20 protein-coding genes are annotated in these 20,420 nt (G+C 72.7%); 7 read left to right on the top strand and 13 right to left on the bottom strand.

The window, feature by feature from the left end:
* Window positions 1-8 precede the first annotated feature (8 nt).
* On the bottom strand, window positions 9-1,454 hold the full coding sequence (locus tag CXY01_RS06240) for a gamma-aminobutyraldehyde dehydrogenase (RefSeq protein ID WP_146926244.1): 1,446 nt from the start codon (window positions 1,452-1,454) through the stop codon (window positions 9-11).
* A 197-nt stretch (window positions 1,455-1,651) separates the two neighbouring features.
* Between CXY01_RS06240 and CXY01_RS06245 the strand changes: the two genes are divergently transcribed.
* Genes CXY01_RS06245 through CXY01_RS06255 form a run of 3 tightly spaced genes read left to right on the top strand, consistent with a single transcriptional unit; the run spans window position 1,652 to window position 4,853 of the window.
* A complete protein-coding gene (locus CXY01_RS06245; RefSeq protein ID WP_246125097.1) occupies window positions 1,652-2,128 on the top strand; it encodes an Lrp/AsnC family transcriptional regulator in 477 nt (158 codons plus the stop codon).
* The gene (locus CXY01_RS06250) at window positions 2,125-3,501 is read left to right on the top strand and encodes an aspartate aminotransferase family protein (RefSeq protein ID WP_146926246.1); all 1,377 of its coding nucleotides are present in this window, start codon (window positions 2,125-2,127) and stop codon (window positions 3,499-3,501) included. The genes CXY01_RS06245 and CXY01_RS06250 overlap by 4 nt, the downstream gene beginning before the upstream one ends.
* Window positions 3,498-4,853: an NAD(P)/FAD-dependent oxidoreductase gene (locus CXY01_RS06255; RefSeq protein WP_246125098.1), complete on the top strand. Its 1,356-nt coding sequence runs from the start codon at window positions 3,498-3,500 to the stop codon at window positions 4,851-4,853. The genes CXY01_RS06250 and CXY01_RS06255 overlap by 4 nt, the downstream gene beginning before the upstream one ends.
* A 4-nt stretch (window positions 4,854-4,857) precedes the next feature.
* Here CXY01_RS06255 and dxr read toward each other — a convergent pair whose 3' ends face one another.
* Window positions 4,858-6,015, bottom strand: coding sequence for a 1-deoxy-D-xylulose-5-phosphate reductoisomerase (gene dxr / locus CXY01_RS06260; protein WP_222594498.1), 1,158 nt, complete (start codon window positions 6,013-6,015; stop codon window positions 4,858-4,860).
* A 40-nt stretch (window positions 6,016-6,055) separates the two neighbouring features.
* On the opposite strand from dxr, the gene CXY01_RS06265 reads away from it, so the two are divergent.
* The 3 genes from CXY01_RS06265 to CXY01_RS06275 all read left to right on the top strand — a co-directional run bounded on the left by CXY01_RS06265 (window position 6,056) and on the right by CXY01_RS06275 (window position 8,594).
* Complete coding sequence (locus CXY01_RS06265) at window positions 6,056-6,730, top strand: PadR family transcriptional regulator (protein ID WP_146926248.1); 675 nt, start codon at window positions 6,056-6,058, stop codon at window positions 6,728-6,730.
* Between the two features lie 65 nt (window positions 6,731-6,795).
* Window positions 6,796-7,782, top strand: coding sequence for an ATP-binding cassette domain-containing protein (locus CXY01_RS06270; protein WP_146926249.1), 987 nt, complete (start codon window positions 6,796-6,798; stop codon window positions 7,780-7,782).
* Window positions 7,779-8,594, top strand: coding sequence for an ABC transporter permease (locus tag CXY01_RS06275; protein WP_146926250.1), 816 nt, complete (start codon window positions 7,779-7,781; stop codon window positions 8,592-8,594). Before CXY01_RS06270 ends, CXY01_RS06275 begins: the two co-directional genes overlap by 4 nt.
* A 63-nt stretch (window positions 8,595-8,657) precedes the next feature.
* On the opposite strand, the gene CXY01_RS06280 is transcribed toward CXY01_RS06275, so the two are convergent.
* The 7 genes from CXY01_RS06280 to rpsB all read right to left on the bottom strand — a co-directional run bounded on the left by CXY01_RS06280 (window position 8,658) and on the right by rpsB (window position 14,654).
* Window positions 8,658-9,212: a DivIVA domain-containing protein gene (locus CXY01_RS06280; RefSeq protein ID WP_146926251.1), complete on the bottom strand. Its 555-nt coding sequence runs from the start codon at window positions 9,210-9,212 to the stop codon at window positions 8,658-8,660.
* The gene (gene rlmN, locus CXY01_RS06285) at window positions 9,209-10,336 is read right to left on the bottom strand and encodes a dual-specificity RNA methyltransferase RlmN (RefSeq protein WP_146926252.1); all 1,128 of its coding nucleotides are present in this window, start codon (window positions 10,334-10,336) and stop codon (window positions 9,209-9,211) included. Before rlmN ends, CXY01_RS06280 begins: the two co-directional genes overlap by 4 nt.
* Window positions 10,337-10,378: 42 nt before the next feature.
* Window positions 10,379-11,221 (bottom strand): phosphatidate cytidylyltransferase, encoded by an 843-nt coding sequence (locus tag CXY01_RS06290; RefSeq protein ID WP_146926253.1) that lies wholly within the window; start codon window positions 11,219-11,221, stop codon window positions 10,379-10,381.
* Window positions 11,221-11,778, bottom strand: coding sequence for a ribosome recycling factor (frr, locus tag CXY01_RS06295; RefSeq protein WP_146926254.1), 558 nt, complete (start codon window positions 11,776-11,778; stop codon window positions 11,221-11,223). Before frr ends, CXY01_RS06290 begins: the two co-directional genes overlap by 1 nt.
* A 52-nt stretch (window positions 11,779-11,830) precedes the next feature.
* Window positions 11,831-12,574 carry a UMP kinase gene (gene pyrH / locus CXY01_RS06300; protein ID WP_146926255.1) on the bottom strand — a complete coding sequence of 248 codons (744 nt, stop codon included), beginning with the start codon at window positions 12,572-12,574 and terminating at the stop codon, window positions 11,831-11,833.
* Between the two features lie 84 nt (window positions 12,575-12,658).
* The gene (tsf, locus tag CXY01_RS06305) at window positions 12,659-13,504 is read right to left on the bottom strand and encodes a translation elongation factor Ts (protein WP_146926256.1); all 846 of its coding nucleotides are present in this window, start codon (window positions 13,502-13,504) and stop codon (window positions 12,659-12,661) included.
* 109 nt (window positions 13,505-13,613) lie between these two features.
* Window positions 13,614-14,654 carry a 30S ribosomal protein S2 gene (gene rpsB, locus CXY01_RS06310; protein ID WP_146926257.1) on the bottom strand — a complete coding sequence of 347 codons (1,041 nt, stop codon included), beginning with the start codon at window positions 14,652-14,654 and terminating at the stop codon, window positions 13,614-13,616.
* Window positions 14,655-15,080: 426 nt separating this feature from the next.
* On the opposite strand from rpsB, the gene CXY01_RS06315 reads away from it, so the two are divergent.
* Entirely contained in the window at window positions 15,081-15,629 is a 549-nt protein-coding gene (locus tag CXY01_RS06315) for a M23 family metallopeptidase (RefSeq protein ID WP_146926258.1), read from the top strand.
* 286 nt (window positions 15,630-15,915) lie between these two features.
* Here CXY01_RS06315 and whiG read toward each other — a convergent pair whose 3' ends face one another.
* The 4 genes from whiG to CXY01_RS06335 form a co-directional block, all read right to left on the bottom strand.
* The gene (gene whiG, locus CXY01_RS06320) at window positions 15,916-16,854 is read right to left on the bottom strand and encodes an RNA polymerase sigma factor WhiG (protein WP_246125099.1); all 939 of its coding nucleotides are present in this window, start codon (window positions 16,852-16,854) and stop codon (window positions 15,916-15,918) included.
* A gap of 404 nt (window positions 16,855-17,258) precedes the next feature.
* The gene (gene dprA, locus CXY01_RS06325) at window positions 17,259-18,464 is read right to left on the bottom strand and encodes a DNA-processing protein DprA (protein WP_146926259.1); all 1,206 of its coding nucleotides are present in this window, start codon (window positions 18,462-18,464) and stop codon (window positions 17,259-17,261) included.
* Window positions 18,465-18,513: 49 nt separating this feature from the next.
* Complete coding sequence (locus tag CXY01_RS06330) at window positions 18,514-20,037, bottom strand: YifB family Mg chelatase-like AAA ATPase (RefSeq protein ID WP_146926260.1); 1,524 nt, start codon at window positions 20,035-20,037, stop codon at window positions 18,514-18,516.
* The gene (locus tag CXY01_RS06335; RefSeq protein ID WP_146926261.1) at window positions 20,037-20,393 is read right to left on the bottom strand and encodes a YraN family protein; all 357 of its coding nucleotides are present in this window, start codon (window positions 20,391-20,393) and stop codon (window positions 20,037-20,039) included. Before CXY01_RS06335 ends, CXY01_RS06330 begins: the two co-directional genes overlap by 1 nt.
* Window positions 20,394-20,420: the final 27 nt, after the last annotated feature.

Here is a 20,420-nt window from a genome sequence, read left to right on the forward strand (position 1 = left end):
CCGTCGACTTACGCGTCGAAAGCAGACATCACGTGCTTGATCCGGGTGTAGTCCTCGAAGCCGTACATCGAGAGGTCCTTGCCGTACCCCGAGTGCTTGAAACCGCCGTGCGGCATCTCCGCGACGAACGGGATGTGGGTGTTGATCCACACCACCCCGAAGTCCAGCGCACGGGACACCCGCAGCGCCCGGCCGTGGTTCTGCGTCCACACCGAGCTGGACAGCCCGTACCGCACGCCGTTGGCGAGGGTGATGGCCTCGTCCTCGTCGGTGAACGTCTGGACCGTGATCACCGGGCCGAAGATCTCGTCCTGCACCGCCTCGTCGTCCTGCTTCAGCCCGGCCACCACGGTCGCCTCGACGAAGTAGCCGACGTCACCGACGCGGTGCCCACCGGCCACGACCGAGGCGTGGTCCGGGAGCCGGTCGAGGAAGCCGGTGACCCGGTCGAGCTGCAGCGCGTTGTTCACCGGTCCGAACGCGACGTCCGGGTCGTCCGGCACGCCCGTGCGCTGGCCTCTGGCCGCCTCGGCCAGGGCCGCGACGAAGTCGTCGTGGACGCTCGCGTGCACGAGCACGCGCGTGGCCGCCGTGCAGTCCTGCCCGGCGTTGTAGTACCCGGCACCTGCGATGCCCTCCGCGGCGGCGGCGAGGTCCGCGTCGGCGAACACGATGACCGGCGCCTTGCCGCCGAGCTCCAGGTGGACGCGCTTGACGTTCGCCGCCGCGGCGGCGGCCACCTGGGAGCCGGCACGGACGGACCCGGTGATGGCGACCATGTCGGGCCGCTGGTGGGAGACGAGGGCGCGACCCGTGTCGCGGTCACCGCAGACGATGTTGAGCACGCCCGGTGGGAGCACCTCGCTGGCGACCTTCCCCAGCAGCAGCGTCGAGGCCGGCGTGGTGTCGGACGGCTTGAGGACGATCGTGTTGCCGGCCGCGAGCGCGGGGGCGATCTTCCAGATCGCCATCATCAGGGGGTAGTTCCACGGCGTGACCTGGCCGACGACGCCGACGGGCTCCCGGCGCACCCACGAGGTGTGGCCCGCCATGTACTCCCCCGCGCTCAGCCCGTCGAGCACGCGGGCGGCGCCGGCGAAGAACCGCAGCTGGTCGACGCAGGGCGGCACCTCGTCGGTGGCGGTCAGGTGCAGCGGCTTGCCGGTGTTGCGGGACTCGACGGCGACGAACTCGTCGGCCCGCTGCTCGATCGCGTCCGCGAGGCGCAGCAGGGCCAGCTGGCGCTCCGCCGGGGTGGTCCGGCCCCAGCCGACGAACGCCTCCGACGCAGCCCCGTAGGCCGCATCCACGTCCTGCGTCCCGGACAACGGCGCGCGGGCGTACTCCTGGCCCGTGGACGGGTCGACCACCGACGTGGTGCGGCCGTCCGCGGCGGGCCGCTCGGCGCCTCCGATCACGTTGCGCAGCTCGATCAGGTCGGCGGTCTGGCTCACGGGTGATCTCCTCACAGTCGGTGCGCCGCACGCTACGCCGCAGAACGTCCGTGCGGGAGCCCCGGGTGGTCCGTTCGGCGTGCTGGGCGACCGCCGACGCCGGAATCAGAAGTTTCTGCCGCCTCTCACGACGAAATCCTTCGCTCCATGCGGGGTCGTCTCTTGCCATGGGACCCGCCGCGCACCACCATCGGCACGTGGGCACACGTAGACCGGCGCCGGGGCACCCGGCGCTCGACGACGTCTCGAAGGCGATCGTCGAGCAGCTCCAGGAGGACGGTCGGCGACCGTACGCCTCCATCGGCAAGGCGATCGGGCTGTCCGAGGCCGCCGTCCGTCAGCGCGTCCAGCGCCTGACCGACTCCGGCGTCATGCAGATCGTCGCCGTGACGGACCCGTTGCAGGTCGGGTTCTCCCGGCAGGCCATGATCGGGCTGAAGTGCGAGGGTGACCTCTCGCTGGTGGCGGACGCGCTGGCCGCGATGACGGAGGTCGACTACGTCGTGATCACCGCCGGCGGTTTCGACCTGCTGTGCGAGGTCGTCTGCGAGGACGACGACCACCTGCTCGAGGTGCTCAACCAGAAGATCCGCACGCTCCCCGGGGTGCGGACCACCGAGACGTTCGTCTACCTGAAGCTGCGCAAGCAGCTCTACAACTGGGGGACCAGATGAGCACGACTCCCGCCGGAACACCGCGTTCCGAGGCGGCTCGCTCACACCTGTGGGGCCACTTCACCCGGCAGAGCGCGTGGGAGGACGGCGTCCCGACGATCGTGCGCGGCCAGGGCCACCACATCTGGGACGACCAGGGCCGCCAGTACATCGACGGGCTGTCGGGGCTGTTCGTCGTGCAGGCCGGGCACGGTCGCACCGAGCTGGCCGAGGCGGCACGGGTGCAGGCCGAGCAGCTCGCGTTCTTCCCGCTGTGGTCCTACGCGCACCCGCAGGCCATCGACCTGGCGGAGCGCCTGGCCGCCTACGCGCCGGGCGACCTCAACCACGTGTTCTTCACCACCGGCGGCGGCGAGGCCGTGGAGACCGCCTGGAAGCTGGCGAAGAACTACTTCAAGCTCACGGGCAAGCCGAACAAGTACAAGGTGATCTCCCGGTCGATCGCGTACCACGGCACCACCCACGGTGCGCTGTCGATCACCGGCCTGCCCACCCTCAAGCACCCGTTCGAGCCGCTCGTGCCCGGCGCCCACAAGGTGCCCAACACCAACGAGTACCGCGCGCCAGACCACCTGCGCGACGACCCGAAGGCGTTCGGGCGGTGGGCGGCGGACCGCATCGCCGACGCCATCGAGATGGAGGGCCCCGAGTCGGTGGCCGCCGTGTTCCTCGAGCCCGTGCAGAACGCGGGCGGCTGCTTCCCGCCGCCACCGGGGTACTTCGAGCGGGTCCGTGAGATCTGCGACGAGTACGACGTGCTGCTGGTCTCCGACGAGGTCATCTGCGCGTTCGGGCGGATCGGGTCGATCTTCGCGTGCGACGACTTCGGCTACGTGCCGGACATGATCACGTGCGCGAAGGGCATGACGTCGGGCTACTCCCCCATCGGCGCCCTCATCGCCTCCGACCGGCTGTACGAGCCGTTCGCGACGGGCAGCGCGTCGTTCGCCCACGGCTACACGTTCGGCGGTCACCCGGTGTCCGCCGCCGTGGCCAACGCGAACCTCGACCTCTTCGAGCGCGAGGGCATCACCGCGCACGTCAAGGAGTCGGCGCCCGCGTTCCGGCGCACCCTGGAGACCTTGCTCGACCTGCCCATCGTCGGCGACGTGCGCGGCGAGGGGTTCTTCTACGGGATCGAGCTGGTCAAGGACAAGGTCACGCGCGAGACGTTCGACGACGACGAGAGCGAGCGGCTGCTGCGCGGGTTCCTGTCGGGCGCCCTCTTCGACGCCGGCCTGTACTGCCGCGCGGACGACCGGGGTGACCCGGTCATCCAGCTCGCCCCGCCCCTGACGTGCGGGCAGGCCGAGTTCGACCAGATCACGGGCATCCTGCGCAGCGTGCTGACCGACGCCTGGGCGCGTCTGTGACGGGACGGTCGCTCTGGTCCGACCAGGTCGAGGAGCGTTCCCCGCACGACCCGCTCGACGGGGACGCCCAGGCCGACGTCGTCATCGTCGGGGCCGGCCTGACGGGTCTGTGGACCGCGTACTACCTGCTCGAGGCGGACCCGTCGATCGACGTGCTGCTGGTCGAGGCGCAGGTCGCCGGGTTCGGCGCCAGCGGCCGCAACGGCGGGTGGTGCTCCGCCCTCCTGCCGGTCTCGGCCGACGAGCTGGCCCGTCGCCACGGCCACGACGCCGCGTCGGCGATGCGCGCCGCGATGCGGGACACGGTCGTCGAGGTCGGCGGGGTGGCCGCCGCGGAGCTGATCGACTGCGGGTTCGCGTTCGGCGGCACCGTCACCGTCGCGCGCAACCGCCCCCAGCTCGAGCGCGTGGCCGAGGCCGTCGCCGCCGACGCCCGGTGGGGCGACGAGTCGCACCTCCTCGACGCGGACGGGGTCGCCGAGCACGCCCGCGTCGCCGGTGCGGTCGGCGGCTCGTACACGCCCGACTGCGCCCGGGTGCAGCCGATGCGCCTCGTGCGCGGGCTGCTGGACGTCGTGCTCTCGCGCGGCGCCCGCCTGGCCGAGGGGACGCGCGCCCTGCGTCTGTCCCCCCGCGCGGTCGTCACCGACCACGGCACCGTCCGCGCCCGCTTCGTGGTCCGCGCGACGGAGGCCTGGAGCGCGCACCTGCCGGGGGCGCACCGCGACGTCGTCCCGGTCTACTCGCACATGATCGCCACGGAGCCCCTGCCTCCCGAGGTCTGGGCGCAGATCGGGCTCGACCGCGCGCAGACCTTCACCGACGCCCGGCACCTCATCGTCTACGGCCAGCGCACGACGGACGACCGGCTCGCGTTCGGCGGGCGGGGGGCGCCGTACCACCTGGGCTCCGCCATCCGGCCGTCGTTCGACCAGGTGGACGCCACCGCGGCGCACCTCGTGCGCGAGCTGATGGACCTGTTCCCCGTGCTCGAGCGGGCGGAGATCACCCACCACTGGGGCGGGCCGCTCGGCGTGCCCCGGGACTGGCACCCGTCGGTCGGGCTCGACGCCGAGACCGGGATCGCGTGGGCCGGCGGGTACGTCGGGGACGGCGTCGCGCTGACCAACCTCGCGGGCAGGACGCTCGCGGACCTGCTCACCGGCACGGACAGCGCGCTGGTCCGGTTGCCGTGGGTGGACCACCGCTCGCCCGCCTGGGAGCCGGAGCCTGTGCGCTGGGTCGGCATCAGCGCGACCCGGCGGGCGTCGGCGTGGGCGGACCGCACCGAGGCCCGGACCGGCCACCCGAGCCGGCTGGGCGGTCTGCTCAGCCAGGTCCTCGGGCACTGAGCGGTCAGGTGCGCGTCAGGATCTCCTGCGCGCGGGCCCTCGCCCAGACCTCGGCGGACAGCACGGCGTCCAGCGTCAGGTCGTCGGGCGCGGTGCCGTCGTGCTCGTCCAGCACCCGCTCGACGGTGGTCACGATGTCGAGGAACCCGATGCGTCCGGCGAGGAACGCCTCGACGCACTCCTCGTTCGCCGCGTTGTAGACCGCCGGGTGCGTCGCGGACGCCGCCACGGCCTCCCTGGCCAGCCGGACGGCCGCGAAGACGTCCTCGTCGAGGGGCTCGAACGTCCAGGCCACGGACTGCGACCAGTCGCACGGGGGCGCGACCGCCGGGACCCGGTCGGGCCACGACAGCCCGAGGGCGATCGGGAGCCGCATGTCGGGAGGCGATGCCTGCGCCAGCGTGGAGCCGTCGACGAACTCGACCATCGAGTGCACCACCGACTGCGGGTGCACCACCACCGTGATGTCCGCGACGGGCACGTCGAACAGCAGGTGCGCCTCGATGAGCTCCAGGCCCTTGTTCATGAGCGTCGAGGAGTTGATCGTCACCACCGGGCCCATGGACCACGTCGGGTGCGCGAGCGCCTGCTGCGGCGTCACCGCCTTGACGTCGTCGTGGGACCAGCCGCGGAACGGCCCTCCCGACGCGGTGAGGATCAGGCGCCTGACCTCGGCGTGCGTCCCGCCGCGCAGCGCCTGCGCGATCGCCGAGTGCTCGGAGTCGACCGGCACGATCTGGTCGGGGCGCTGCCGCGCGGCGTGCACCAGGCGGCCGCCCACCACGAGCGACTCCTTGTTGGCCAGCGCGAGCGTGCTGCCGGCCCGCAGCGCCGCGAGCGTCGGCCCGAGCCCGACCGAGCCGGTGACGCCGTTGAGCACGACGTCGGCGCCGCGACCGGCGAGCTCGGTGGACGCCTGCGGGCCGACGAGGATCTCGACCCCGGGGAGGGCGTCGCGCAGCAGCGGCTCCGCGCGCGGGTCGGCGACGGCCACCGTCGAGACGCCGAGCTCGCGGGCCTGCCGGATCAGCAGACCGACGTCCCCGCCGCCCGCGGACAGGCCCGTGACGGTGAACCGGTCGGGGTTGCGGACGATGACGTCGACCGCCTGGGTGCCGATGGACCCGGTCGAGCCGAGGAGGACGACGCTGCGCTGTGTCACGCTGCCCATCTTCGTGCATCGCGCGTGACAGGATCGCCGCATGCCCGGTCCTGCCACGCCCCAGGGGTCCTCGACGCGCCTGCTCGTGCTCGGCTGCGTGCGGATCTTCCAGCCCGTGCACGGCTACTTCCTGCGCCGCGAGCTGGTGAGCTGGGAGGTCGACCAGTGGGCGCACGTGCACCCGGGGTCGATCTACAACGCGCTGAAGTCGCTCACCCGCTCGGGGCTGCTGGAGGAGGTCGGTGTCGTCGCGGACGGGCCGCGCCCGCAGCGCACCACCTACCGGCTGACCGACGCCGGTGAGGACGAGTTCCTCGCCCTGCTCCGTGCGGGGCTGCTCTCCGTCGACGACCCGACGTTCTTCCTCACGGCCGTGAACATGGCGTTCGCGCTCCCCCGTGACGAGGTCGTGCGCACCCTCGAGACGCGGGTCGAGGTGCTGGAGGAGTACCTGCGCGTGCTCGCCGCCCAGATCCAGCAGATCCTCGGCGAGAAGGACACGCCCGACACGGCGACGGAGGTCGCCCGGCTGATCAGCGCGCGGACCCGCGGCGAGCTCGAGTGGGCGCGGGACTTCCTCGACCGCGTCCGGGCCGGGGCCTACGCGTTCCAGGGCGAGCCGCCGCTGTGGACGCCGACGCCCGAGCAGATCGAGGTCGCGCGGCTGGCGGGGGTCGGGCCGGGGGTCGTGGCGGCGCACGACGTAGACACGTAATAGTCAAGGTTGACGAGTAATAGTCAATCTTGAATACTGGGGACTCCACCCGAAGGAGACCCCGCATGATCCATGCCCGCGGCCTGGCCCGCACCTACAAGACCCGACGAGGAGACGTCGACGCCGTGCGCGGCGTGGACCTCGGCGTCGACGCCGGCGAGATCGTCGGCTTCCTCGGCCCCAACGGCGCCGGCAAGACGACGACGCTGCGCATGCTCACCACCCTCCTGCGCCCCACCCGCGGGGAGGCCACGGTGGCGGGCGCCGACCTGCGTCGTGACCCCGGCACCGTCCGTCGGCGCATCGGCTACGTCGCCCAGTCCGGCTCCACCTCCGGCGAGGCCCGCGCCGGCGAGGAGGTCGTCGACCACGCCCTGCTCTACGGCGTCGACCGTGCGACCGCCACGACGCGCGGCCGCACGCTCTTCGAGCAGCTGGAGCTCGACGGCCTCTGGGACCGCAAGTGCTCGTCCCTGTCCGGCGGACAGCGCCGCCGGCTCGACATCGTCACCGGCCTGATCCACACCCCGCGGCTCGTGTTCCTCGACGAGCCGACCACCGGGCTCGACCCGCAGGCGCGCGCCAACCTCTGGACCCACGTCCGCGGCCTGCGCGACGAGCGCGGCAGCACCGTGTTCCTCACGACGCACTACCTCGACGAGGCCGACGCCCTCTGCGACCGCATCCTCGTCATCGACCACGGGCAGATCGTCGCGCAGGGCTCGCCCGAGGACCTCAAGCAGCGGGTCAGCGGGGACGCGGTCCTGCTCAGCGCCGCACAGACCGCCGACGTCCCCCGCATCGCCGCGATCGCCGCCCAGCTGTCCGGCGCCGACGCACCCACCGTCGACGGCACGCTCGTCGAGGTCCGCGTCCCGGCGGGCCGCACGCTGCTCGCCGGCCTGCTGCGGTCGCTGGACGCCGAGGGCATCGAGCTGGACGGCGTCGAGCTGCGCCGACCCACCCTCGACGACGTCTTCCTCACCCTGACCGGTCGATCCCTGCGCGACGGCGAGAGCCGGCAGGTCCCCACGGACGGAGCCGCAGCATGAGCGCCACCACCGCGACGTCGCCCACCGTCACCGACGAGCAGGGCACCCGGAGCACGTTCGTCCGCGACGCGCTCACGGTCTTCCGGCGCGCCATGCGGATCTCGCTGCGCAACCCCGTGTGGGCCGTCATGGGCCTGCTCCAGCCGGTGCTCTACCTGTCGCTGTTCGGTCCGCTGCTCGAGCCGCTCGCTCCCTCGCTGGGAGCGACCAACGCCTACCAGCTCTTCGTCCCGGGCCTGCTCGTCCAGCTCGGCATGTTCGGGGCCCTGTTCGTCGGCTTCGGCCTCATCGGCGAGTGGCGCGACGGGGTCATCGAGGCCGAGCGCGTCAGTCCGGCACCCCGGTCCGCGCTCGTGGTCGGACGTGTGCTCCGCGACGTCATCGTCGTCGCCGTGCAGGGCGTGGTCCTCGTGTCCGTGGCGTTCCTGTTCGGGCTCGAGGCGCCGTTCTGGGGGATCGTGCTCGGCATCGTCACCGCCGCCCTGCTCGCCGCCGCGTTCGCCTCGGCGTCCTACGCCGTCGCGCTGACGCTCAAGAGCGAGGACGCCCTGGCGCCGCTGATGAACGGGGTCGCCCTCCCGCTGCTGCTGCTGTCCGGGATCCTGCTGCCCATCACCGCCGCCTCGGCACCGGCCTGGCTCAACACGCTGTCGAACCTCAACCCGATCAAGCACGTGGTCTCGGGCATCCGCGCCCAGTTCGACGGCGCCATCGGCAGCTCCACCGCGCTCTGGGGCTCCGCGCTGACCATCGTGCTCGCCGCCGTGGGCCTCTGGTTCGGCGCACGCACGTTCAAGCGCGAGGACGGCTGACACCACGCACGACGGCCGCGCCCCCGGCAGGGAGCGCGGCCGTCGTCGGCGTCGGGACCCGGCCTACTCGACCCCGAGAAGCACCTCGACCGCGCGGGACAGGAACGCGTCCACCGGGCCCTCGGCGTACGCGTTGTGGCCCTTGCGGCGGCGGAACGTCGCCGACCGGACCTCGGCCGCCGACAGGGGCGTGCCCTTGTCGAAGTAGGCGACGAGCCGCTGGCACAGGTCGTCGACGTCCGCCGGCTCGTAGCCCTGCTGGCGGCCCTCGGGGGGCGCGAACCGGTCCCCGTCGGGACGGCCCAGACGCCCGTACAGCGTGCGGGCCTGCTCGCTCAGGTGGTCCATCCAGCCCTGCTGACCCTGCGTCGCGATGAACTCCGCGCGGGAGCGGGCCACGAACGCGGCCTCGAGCCGGTCGAGGGCAGCGTCGACCGCTGCGGTCACGTAGCCGCCGCGGACCATGTCGAACGCGACGCTGCGGACGTCCTTGCTGGCCAGGGCCGAGGCGGGGCCCTGCTCGTAGACGGCTCGTGCGTGGGCGAAGAAGTCGTCGACCTCGTCGGGGTCGTACCCCTGCTTCAGACCGGAGACGGTCCGGAACATCCCGTCACTCACTCGTCCTCCTCCGCTGCCAGCTGTCCGCAGGCGCCGTCGATCTCGCTGCCGCGCGTGTCCCGGATCGTCGTCGGGATCCCGTGCGCACGCAAGCGTGCCATGAACTCCTGCTCGACCCGCGGATCGCTCGCGGTCCACTTCGAGCCCGGCGTCGGGTTCAGCGGGATCGGGTTGCAGTGCACCCAGCCGCGGCCGCGGGCGTTGAGCTTCTCCCCCAGGAGGTCCGCACGCCACGCGTGGTCGTTGATGTCCCGGATGAGCGCGTACTCGATGGAGACGCGCCGGCCGGTGACCTCGAAGTAGCGGTGCGCGGAGTCCAGCGCCTCGTCGACGCTCCACCGGGTGTTCACCGGCACCAGCTCGCTGCGCAGCTCGTCGTCCGGCGCGTGCAGGGACAGCGCGAGGGTCACCGGGATGCCCTCCTTCGCCAGGCGGTCCATCGCCGGCACCATCCCGACGGTCGACACGGTGACGTTGCGCGCCGACATGCCCAGCCCGTCCGGCGCCGGCGCCACCAGGCGCCGCACCGTCTCCATCACGGACTTGTAGTTGGCCAGCGGCTCCCCCATGCCCATGAACACCACGTTGCTCAGGCGGGTGGGGCCGCCGGGCACCTCGCCGTCCGCCAACGAACGTGCTGCCGCCCGCACCTGCTCGACGATCTCCGCGGTCGACAGGTTCCGCGTCAGGCCCAGCTGGCCGGTCGCGCAGAACGAGCACGCGAGGCCGCAGCCGGCCTGGCTCGAGACGCACAGCGTGGTGCGGTTGGCGTACCGCATCAGCACGGACTCGACCTTGGCGCCGTCGAACAGGTGCCACAGCGTCTTGACCGTGGTGCCCTTGTCGGCGGTCTGGGTGCGGTGCGCCGTGAGCAGCTGCGGGAACAGGCCCTCGACCAGCTTGTCGCGCGTCGCCTTCGGCAGGTCCGTCATCAGGGCCGGGTCGTTGGTGAGGTGCGTGAAGTAGTGCGTCGCCAGCTGCTTGGCGCGGAACGGCTTCTCACCGAGCTCGGTGACGGCCTCGACCCGCTGCTCGGGCGTGAGGTCGACGAAGTGCTTGGGCGGCTTGCCCCGAGGTCCCCGGCTGGGCGAGGACAGGTCGAGGCGCACGGGTGTACCGGTCATGCCAGGTACCCCCTCTCGGGTAGGGCTGCGACGAAAGCAGGGTCAGGCGGGCTGGAACACCGTGAGGACGACGTACACGGCGGGGGCGGTCAGGACGAGCGAGTCGAGGCGGTCCAGCAGGCCGCCGTGGCCCGGCACCAGCCGGCCCATGTCCTTGAGCTCGAGGTCCCGCTTGAGCATCGACTCCGCGAGGTCCCCGAGCGTCGCGGTGACCACCGTGGCGAGCCCCAGGATCACGCCGACCAGCGGCTCCCCGCCGAACGCGAGCTGCACACCCACCACACCCACCACGCACGCCAGGATCAACGAGCCGGCCAGACCCTCCCAGGTCTTCTTCGGGCTCACGGACGGGGCGAGCGGGTGCCTGCCGAGCAGGACGCCGACGGTGTAGCCACCGACGTCGCTGGCGACGCACAGCAGGATGAAGAGCATCACGCGGGACGCGCCGTCCGGCTCCGCGAGCAGCAGCATGACGAAGCCGCCGAGGAACGGCAGGTACGCCGCCGCGAACGCACCCGCGGTCGCGTCGCGCAGCGCCGGCTGGCCGCTCCCGTCGAGCACGCGCCACACGACGACACCGCCGACGGTCAGCATGAACGCGACGAACAGCGCCTCCGGTCCCGCCGTGTAGGCGGACACGAGGATGCCGATCGAGCCGACCAGCAGCGGGAGCAGCGGCAGGTGGATGTTGCGCCGGGTGAACGCCTGCGCCAGCTCCCACAGGCCCGCGCTCACCGCCAGGACGGCGACGACCGCGAAGGCCTCCTTGCGGATGAACAGCGACGCGACCACCGCCACGAGCATGGCGACGCCGACGACGATCGCGACCGGGAGGTCACGACCGGGGCGGGGGGTCCGGGTGGCGGCGATGGCTGTCTGGCTCATCAGACCTCGAGGAGCTCGTTCTCCTTGGACGCGAGCAGGTGGTCGATGAGGTCCACGTGCTTCTTCGTCAGGGACTCGAGCTCCTTCTCGGCACGCCCGACCTCGTCCTCACCGGCCTCGCCGTCCTTGACGATGCGGTCCAGCTCCTCCTTGGCACGGCGGCGCACGTTGCGCACCGAGATGCGGGCGTCCTCCGCCTTCGTCTTGGCGAGCTTGACGAAGTCCTTGCGGCGCTCCTGCGTGAGGGCGGGCAGCACGATGCGGATGACGTTGCCGTCGTTGGTCGGGTTGACGCCCAGGTCCGAGTCGCGCAGCGCCTTCTCGATCGCGGCGGTCGACGACTTGTCGAACGGCGAGACGAGGATCGTGCGCGCCTCGGTGACGTTGAACGACGCCAGCTGCTGCAGCGGCGTCGGGGCGCCGTAGTAGTCGACGAACACCTTGGAGAACATCGCGGCGTTCGCCCGACCCGTGCGGATCGTCGAGAAGTCCTCCTTGGCGACCTCGACGGCCTTGTCCATCTTCTCTTCAGCCTCGAAGAGGGTCTCGTCGATCACCGGAGCTCCTTCGTGTCGTCAGTTCAGGGTCGTGCGTCCAGCGTCAGCACCGTCAGCTGGCCGTGATCAGCGTGCCGATCTTCTCACCCTGCAGCGCCCGCGTGACGTTCCCGGCCTCCTCGAGGCCGAACACGCGCATGCGCACGTCGTTGTCCCGGCACAGGCTGAGCGCCGAGCCGTCCATGACGCCCAGGTCGTTGACGAGCGCGTCGGTGTAGGTCAGGTGGTCCAGCTTGACCGCGTCCGGGTCCGTCCGCGGGTCTGCGGAGTACACCCCGTCGACCCCGTTCTTGCCCATGAGGACCTCGTGGCAGTGCGTCTCCAGGGCGCGCTGGACGCTGACCGTGTCCGTCGAGAAGTACGGCATGCCCGCGCCCGCGCCGAAGATGACGACGCGGCCCTTCTCCAGGTGCCGGATGGCACGCAGCGGGATGTACGGCTCGGCCACCTGACCCATCGCGATCGCGGTCTGCACGCGGGTGCTCACGCCGGCCTGCTCGAGGAAGTCCTGGAGCGCCAGGCAGTTCATCACCGTGCCCAGCATGCCCATGTAGTCGGCACGCGCACGGTCGAGGCCGCGCTGCGAGAGCTCGGCGCCGCGGAAGAAGTTGCCACCGCCGACGACGATCGCCACCTGCACACCCGCCCGGACCGCGACGGCGATCTCGGCGGCGACGCGCTGGACGACGTCCGCCGCGAGGCCGACGTCACCGCCCCCGAACGTCTCGCCGGACAGCTTGAGCAGGACGCGCCGGTCCGGCGCCGCTCCGCGGGTCGACTCGGGGTCCAGGGTCACGGTGCCTCCACGAGAGTTGGATCGGGCTGGTTGCGACGGTGGCCCCGACCCCGCAGGGCCGGGGCCACCGTCGATCACCTGAGGTCAGGCTCCCACGCGGTAACGGACGAAGCCCGTCAGCGTGCCGCCGGACTCGGCGAGGACCTGGGCGACCGTCTTCTTGTTGTCCTTGGCGAACGCCTGCTCGAGCAGGACGTTCTCCTTGAAGAAGCCGTTCAGGCGGCCCTCGATGATCTTCGGCAGCGCGGCCTCGGGCTTGCCCTCGTTGCGGGCCGTCTCCTCGGCGATGTGGCGCTCGTTGGCGACGACGTCGGCGGAGACCTCCTCGCGCGTGAGGTACGTGGGCGAGAACGCCGCGATGTGGGTCGCGATGTCGCGGGCCACGCCGGCACCGGCCGCGTCGGTCGCGACGAGCACGCCGACCTGCGGGGGCAGGTCCTTGCTGACCTTGTGCAGGTAGACCTCGACGTGCTCGCCGGCCACGCGGGCCAGGCGGCGCACGACGACGCGCTCACCCAGGGTGGCGGCCGTCTCGTCGACGATCGTCTGGACGCTCGTGCCGTCGACCTCGGTGGCCAGCAGCGCGTCCGCGTCGCGGGCCGGCGAGTCGACCGCGGCCGCGAGGACGCGGTCCGCCAGCGCGATGAAGTTCGGGCTCTTGGCGACGAAGTCCGTCTCCGAGTTGACCTCGACGAGCACGCCCGTCTGGCCCTCGCCGTCGGCCGTCGGGCCGACGTGAGCGGCGACGAGGCCGTCCGAGGCCGCGCGGCCCTCACGCTTGCCGACGCCCTTGAGGCCCTTGACCCGGATGAGCTCGAGCGCCTTCTCGGAGTCGCCCTCGGCCTCCTCGAGCGCCTTCTTGACGTCCATCATTCCGGCACCGGTCTTCTCGCGCAGCGCCTTGATGTCTGCGAGCGAGTAGTTCGCCATCAGTCGTGTCCGTTCCTCGTGTGTCGTGACGTTGGTGGGGACCGCAACGGGTCCGGTGACGTGCCGCGGTGCCGGCGGTCCCGTGCGGGGACCACCGGCACCGGCAGGATCACTTGGAGTCGGCGTCGCCCTCGGTGGCGGCCGGCTCGGCTGCCTCGGTCTGGACGTCCTCGGCGACCTCGGTCGCGGCGGACTCGACGTCCTCTGCGACAGCCTCGGTCGCGACCTCGTCGGCCACGGCCTCGGTGACGGCCTCCTCGGCGACCGTCTCGGTGGCGGCCTCGTCGGCGGCGACCTCCTCGGCGATCTCGGTCTTCGCCTCGGCGACCTCGGCGGTGGCGTCGGCGGCGACCGCGGTGCCGGCCAGGTCGGCCTCGGCACCGGCGAGCAGCTCGCGCTCCCACTCGGCGAGGGGCTCGGCGTCGGCCGGCGCACCCTCGGCGGCCGCGGTGCGACCCGAGTGGCGCTTCAGCAGACCGTCGGCGGCCGCGTCCGCGATGACGCGGGTCAGCAGCTGGACGGCGCGGATCGCGTCGTCGTTGCCCGGGATCGGGTAGTCGACGACGTCGGGGTCGCAGTTGGTGTCCAGGATCGCGACGACCGGGATGCCGAGCTTGCGCGCCTCGTTGACCGCGAGGTGCTCCTTGTTGGTGTCCACGATCCACACGGCCGAGGGGACCTTGGCCATGTCACGGATGCCACCGAGCGTCTTGGCCAGCTTGTCCTTCTCGCGGCGCAGGACGAGCAGCTCCTTCTTCGTGAGGTTGGAGCCCGCCACGTCGTCGAAGTCGATCTGCTCGAGCTCCTTGAGGCGCTGGAGACGCTTGTGCACCGTGCTGAAGTTGGTGAGCATGCCACCGAGCCAGCGCTGGTTGACGTAGGGCATGCCGACGCGGGCGGCCTGGTCGGCGACCGGCTCCTGCGCCTGCTTCTTGGTGCCGACGAACAGGATCGTGCCACCGTGCGCGACGGTCTGGCTCACGAAGTCGTAGGCGTTGTCGATGTACGACAGCGACTGCTGCAGGTCGACGATGTAGATGCCGTTGCGCTCGGTGAAGATGAAGCGCTTCATCTTGGGGTTCCAGCGGCGGGTCTGGTGCCCGAAGTGGACACCGCTCTCGAGCAGCTGGCGCATGGTCACGACGGCCATGGCACGTCCTTCCGGCGCGCACCGGCGGGTGCACGCGTCAAGGCGGACCCCGTTCCGGGCCCGCATCTCGGTTGTCGGCTCCGACCAGCTGGCCGGCGCCCCTGGCGTCATGTCGTCGCCCGCTCCGGTACCTGCCACGTGGGCAGGTGCTCGGACCGCTGCGGAGATCGACCCCGTCCTGGGCCGCGTCGGCGGTGAGGCCGACGGTCCGGTGATCGGGTGGATGACGCGCGAAGTCGACCGGTACGGACCGGTCGCACCCGAAGTCTAACTGATCGCCGGTGCTGGTCCGCACCGCGCCGCCCGCGACGAGCCCAGCGCCACGCCCGCACGCCGAACCGACCACAGCCCACCCGCGGCGCCCGACCGTCCACGGACTCGTCCGGCACCGCCGCCGCCACGGCACGCACCCACAACCATCGCGCCATGACCCGACGACCTCTCGCCGCTCGCCTCGCCACCGGGCTCGGCACCGCCGCCCTGCTGCTGACCCTGCTGGTCGCGGTCGCCGCGACCGGCTCGGCCGGACCTCCCGGTCCCCCACCACCGGCCGGCACCTACCGACTGCCGCTCGCGGGGACGCCGGAGGTCGTCCGCGGCTTCGAGCGACCACCCGAGCGCTGGGCGGCCGGGCACCGCGGTGTCGACCTGCGCTCGACCCCCGGCAACCAGGTGCTCTCCCCCGTGGCCGGCGTCGTCACCTTCGCGGGCGTCGTCGGCGGTCGACCGGTGGTGACGGTCACGGACACCGACGGGCGCCGGTCGACGGTCGAACCCCTGGTCCCCGCCGTCGGCGTCCGTGACGTCGTCGCCGCAGGAGCGCTCCTCGGGACGCTGGTCCACGAGGGCTCGCACTGCGCGCCGGCCGCGTGCCTGCACTGGGGCGTGCGGGTCGGGGACGACTACGTGGACCCGCTCAGCCTTCTCGCGGGCGCGGGGCCGGTGGTCCTGCTCCCCCTCGACCGCACCGGCTAGGACGCTCTGCGCCGAGCGCCTCCCGAGCTCCTCGGCCGAGGGGCAGCACGCTCGACAGCGTCGTGCACCGCGCCCCGCGCTGCTCGGCCGACGGGCGACGCACGCTCGACGGTGCGGTGCAACGTGCCGCGCTGCTCGGCCGACGGGCGACGCACGCTGGACGGTGCCGTGCACCGTGCCGCGCGCTGCTCGGTCGTCGATGCGCGTGCGCTCAACGGTGCCATGCTCTGTTCGGCTGACAGGGAGCCCGCTCTCGACGGCGCAGCGGACCGTGCCGCGTGGTCGGTCAGGCGCGCTCGGCCTCGACCAGGCGGGTGCGGAGCCGGACCATCGCAGCGGTGTGCATCTGGGAGATCCGGGACTCGGTGACACCGAGGACCCGACCGATCTCGGCGAGGGTCATGCCCTCGTAGTAGTAGAGGACGACGACGATGCGCTCCCGCTCGCCGAGACACTCGATCGCGCGAGCCAGCAGGAACTTGGTCTCCGCCGCCTCGATCGAGCTGGCGGGGTCGAGCGTGCGCTCGTCGCCGAGGGTGTCGCCGAGCGAGACGCCGCCGGGGCGGTCGTCGCCGCCGCCGAGCAGCTCGTCGAGCGCCGCGACGTTCACGGTCGAGAGCTGCGAGTAGATCGCGCGCAGGTCCTCGACCGGCATCGCGAGGTGCTGGGCGACCTCGTCCTCGGTCGGCGTCCGGTGCAGCTTGGCCTCGAGCTCGGCGTAGGCGCGGTCGACGGACCGGGCCTTCGTGCGGACCGAGCGCGGGACCCAGTCCATCGCGCGCAGCTCGTCGATGATCGCGCCGCGGATGCGGGAAGAGGCATAGGACTCGAACTTGACCGAGCGGTCCGTCTGGTACTTCTCGATGGCGTCGATGAGGCCGAACATGCCGTAGGAGACCAGGTCGGCCTGCTCGACGGTGCTGGGCAGGCGCATCCCGACCCGGCCGGCGACCGCAGACACGAGCGGGGCGTAGTGCAGGATCAGGCCCTCGCGAGCACGGGCGGACGGCGTCGCCTTGTACTCCTCCCACAGGGCGTCGACCTCGTCGACGGAGCGGCTCGGCGCGACGGGGGTCCGGGGGGCCGGCACACCGCGCGTGATCGGGACCGACGCAGGTGCGAGCAGGTCCACCTCGGCCGACCGCGGCTGCGGGATGACGCCCTCGGGCGCGGTGCTGGTCAGACGGGTGTGCACCGGGAAGGCGGTGTCCAGCTGCGTCGTCATCGTCGACTCCATTGTCTTCCTCATGCTCCGGGGTGCACGTGCTCGAGCACCGAGCGGAGTCGCTCGGTGAAAAGGTGGTCGACATCACCGAGATATGCACCGTTGCCGGACCGCGACATTTCTCGCGGAGCACCCTGGTGCGCCGAGAACTCCGACGTCTGGAGCGCCGAAAAAGGCGTCCCCGTCGCGGTCTCGGTGATGTTCATGTGAGTACGGTGACCTGAAACACAGCAGGTCACAAGGAGCACTTTCACCTGCGCGGCCTAACGGTGGGCGAATCCCGGTGCAATGTCCGATTCGCCGACGAACAATGGCCCGATTGCGCGAGTTTTTCACCCTCCCGACTCCTCACCCCCTCTCGGCGTCGACCGCTCTCGGCGCGCCTTCTGGACACCGCGCCGCCGTCATGGTGAGGCGACCGGCGCAACCACCCAGCCGGCACCACGGCGGACTGCCCACCCGTCGAGCTCCAGGAGCCCCACCGCGCCCCGTGCCTCCGCGACGGTGACGCCCGCGAGGCTCGCGAGCCGGTCGACGTCGGTGGGCACGCGACGCGACAGTGCGTCGACGACGCGCAACGACACCGGGTCGAGGACGTCCCGCCGTCGGGCAGCTCGGTCGTCGGCCGAGCGCGCTGCGTCGGCCGCGGCCACGAGTCCCGAACCGATGGCTCCGGCGAGCTCCCGGACCTCGGCCGCATCCGTGACGCACACCGCGACACCCTCCCGCAGCAGCCGGTGGCACCCGGCGGACGCCATCGACGTCACCGGGCCCGGCACGGCGCCGACGGGTCGCAGCAGCCGTGCCGCATGGTGCGCGGTGCTCATCGCGCCCGAGCGCCACGCGGCCTCGACCACCACCGTCGCCTGTCCGGCTGCGGCGATCAGCCGGTTGCGCTGCAGGAACCGGCTCTTGGTGGGCAGGCTGCCCGGCGGCACCTCCGAGACGAGCGCACCCCCGCAGCCCACGACCGTCTCCAGCAGGCGCGCGTTCCCCGCCGGGTAGGCCCGGTCGACGCCGCCGGCGAGGACGACCAGGGTCCGCCCACCGCGGGCGACAGCTCCCCGGTGCGCCGCCGCGTCGATGCCGTACGCACCACCCGAGACGACGCACAGGCCCTGCGCCGTCAGCTCGTCGGCGAGGTCGAACGCGACGCGTTCGCCGTAGGACGTCGCCGCCCGGGACCCGACGACGGCTGCCGACAGCGCGAGCACGGCACCGAGGTCCGGCTCACCGCGGAGCCACACGCAGAACGGCGCCGTCGTACCCAGGTCGTCGAGCGCGGACGGCCACCGAGGGTCTCCGGGGACCAGCAGGCTCCCCCCGAGGCGGTCGAGGTTCCCGAGGTCGCGGTGCGGGTCACAGTCGGGCAGCCGGACCGCCCACCGCGCGACGGCCGTCACCACCCGCCTCCGGTCGGCGTCGCCCAGGGGGCCGTGCCGGTCCTCGAGAGCGGCGAGATCGGGTCCGTCGCGGAGGGCCGCGCGAACCCACTCCAGGGCCTGCACGGCGCCGAGCAGGCCGACGAGCGTCCCGGCCACCGCGTCGCCGGGCTCCACCAGGGCGCTCCACGTAGCGCGCGCCAGCAGCTCCACGTCGTCGGCGCTCATGCGCGACCCCCCCGGGTCCACGGCGTCAGGGCGTGCCCCTTCTCGGCGCTCATGCGCCGTTCCCTCGGGTCCGCAGCAGCAGGGCGTGCCCCACCTCGGCGCGGCCGGGTGCCGGGCGCCCGGCGAGGTCCGCCAGCGTCCACGCGACGCGCAGCACGCGGTCCACGCCGCGCAGGCTCAGGGTGCCGCGGTCGAGCGCGCGGTCCAGGTCGGCGACGAGCGTGCGGTCAGGTCCCAGCCGCTCCCGCAGCCAGCTCCCCGGGACGTGGCCGTTGGTGCGCCAGGGCGTCCCGGCGAGCCGTCGCGCCTGCGCGGTGCGCGCGTCGAGCACCCGTGCGGCGACGGCGGCCGAGGACTCCCCGACCCCCGGTCCCGACCGCGCGGGGTTCAGCTCGACCTGCAGGTCCACCCGGTCCAGCAGCGGACCCGACAGCTTGCCGAAGTACCGACGCCGCTGCTCGCTCCGGCACGTGCAGGCCAGTCCCTTGCCGACGCCCTGCCCGCACGGACACGGGTTGGCGGCGAGGACCAGCTGGAATCGCGCGGGATAGCGGGCGGTCCCGGCAGCCCGGTGGAGCACCAGCTCGCCGTGCTCCAACGGCTGCCGCAACGTCTGCAGCACCGCGGTCGAGAACTCCGGAGCCTCGTCGAGGAACAGGACGCCGCGGTGCGCGCGGGAGGCCGCCCCGGGGCGCGGTACACCCGATCCCCCGCCCACGACGCTCGCCGGTGTCGCGGTGTGGTGCGGGTCCTCGAAGGGTGGCCGACGCAGCAGTCCCCCACCGGGGTCGAACGCACCGGCCACGGAGTGCACCGCCGTGACCTCGACGGCATCCGCCTCCGACAGGTCCGGCAGCAACCCCGGCAGACGAGCCGCGAGCATGGTCTTGCCGGTCCCCGGCGGCCCGACCATCAGCAGGTGGTGCCCGCCCGCTGCGGCGACCTCGAGACACGTCCGGGCTTCGTCCTGCCCGACCACGTCGGCCAGGTCCAGCGACGTGCCGACCGGCGGCCGTGGCACGGCCTCCGGGGACACGGCCGCCACGTCCGGCACGTCGACGGTGGCGCCGTAGCCCGCGGCCACCTCGGCCAGGCTCGTCGCGCCGACGACCCGTGCGCCCGGCACGAGGCGCGCCTCCGCCGCGTTGGCCTCCGCGACGACCACCCGGCACCACCCCGCGGCGACAGCGGCCGCCACCGCGGGCAGCACGCCACGCACGGGCCGGAGCCGACCGTCGAGCCCGAGCTCCGCGAGGTGCACCACCCCGTGGGGCGCGGTCGGGTCGATCGCCTCGGCGCCGGCCAACGTGGCCACGGCGATCGCCAGGTCGAAGCCCGAGCCCGACTTGGGCAGCGTCGCCGGTGAGAGGTTCACCGTGATGCGCCGGTTGGGCCACGCGAGGCCCGAGGACGTCACGGCTGCGCGCACACGGTCGCGCGACTCGGCCAGCGAGGCGTCCGGCAGACCGACGAGCGTGAACGCCGGCAGTGACGGCGCGAGGTGCGCCTCGACGTCGACCACGTGCCCGGTCAACCCCACGAGCGCGACGCCCAGCGTCCGGCCGAGCACCACTAGACCACCCCCTCGAGGTGGTCGACCTGGGCGGCGCCGCGGGCGGGGAGCAGCACCGCGATCACGTCGATGCGCACCGACCCCGGGTGCACGTCGTGCGCGGCGAGCCACTGCGCCGCCAGCCGCCGCACGCGCGCGAGCTTGCGGAGGGTCACGGCCTCGGCGGGGTGGCCGAACGCGATCGACCGTCGCGTCTTGACCTCCACGACGACGAGCTCGTCGCCGTCGAGCGCGACGAGGTCGAGCTCGCCGTCCCGCCCGCGCCAGTTCCGGTCGAGCACGTCCCATCCGCGGGAACGGACGTGGGCTTCCGCCACGTCCTCCCCGTACCGCCCCACTGCGTCCTTCGCGCGCACCGGACCACCTCCGCACAGGACGCTGCC

Source organism: Cellulomonas xylanilytica (assembly GCF_007989805.1).
Taxonomy (GTDB): Bacteria; Actinomycetota; Actinomycetes; order Actinomycetales; family Cellulomonadaceae; genus Cellulomonas; species Cellulomonas xylanilytica.

Excerpts from the sequence above, each read along its gene's own strand:
- CXY01_RS06250 (WP_146926246.1), top strand. The coding sequence starts at position 2,125 with ATGAGCACGACTCCCGCCGGAACACCGCGTTCCGAGGCGGCTCGCTCA.
- CXY01_RS06265 (WP_146926248.1), top strand. The coding sequence starts at position 6,056 with ATGCCCGGTCCTGCCACGCCCCAGGGGTCCTCGACGCGCCTGCTCGTG.
- CXY01_RS06270 (WP_146926249.1), top strand. The coding sequence starts at position 6,796 with ATGATCCATGCCCGCGGCCTGGCCCGCACCTACAAGACCCGACGAGGA.
- CXY01_RS06275 (WP_146926250.1), top strand. The coding sequence starts at position 7,779 with ATGAGCGCCACCACCGCGACGTCGCCCACCGTCACCGACGAGCAGGGC.
- rlmN (WP_146926252.1), bottom strand. The coding sequence starts at position 10,336 with ATGACCGGTACACCCGTGCGCCTCGACCTGTCCTCGCCCAGCCGGGGA.
- CXY01_RS06290 (WP_146926253.1), bottom strand. The coding sequence starts at position 11,221 with ATGAGCCAGACAGCCATCGCCGCCACCCGGACCCCCCGCCCCGGTCGT.
- tsf (WP_146926256.1), bottom strand. The coding sequence starts at position 13,504 with ATGGCGAACTACTCGCTCGCAGACATCAAGGCGCTGCGCGAGAAGACC.
- rpsB (WP_146926257.1), bottom strand. The coding sequence starts at position 14,654 with ATGGCCGTCGTGACCATGCGCCAGCTGCTCGAGAGCGGTGTCCACTTC.
- CXY01_RS06315 (WP_146926258.1), top strand. The coding sequence starts at position 15,081 with ATGACCCGACGACCTCTCGCCGCTCGCCTCGCCACCGGGCTCGGCACC.
- whiG (WP_246125099.1), bottom strand. The coding sequence starts at position 16,854 with ATGACGACGCAGCTGGACACCGCCTTCCCGGTGCACACCCGTCTGACC.
- dprA (WP_146926259.1), bottom strand. The coding sequence starts at position 18,464 with ATGAGCGCCGACGACGTGGAGCTGCTGGCGCGCGCTACGTGGAGCGCC.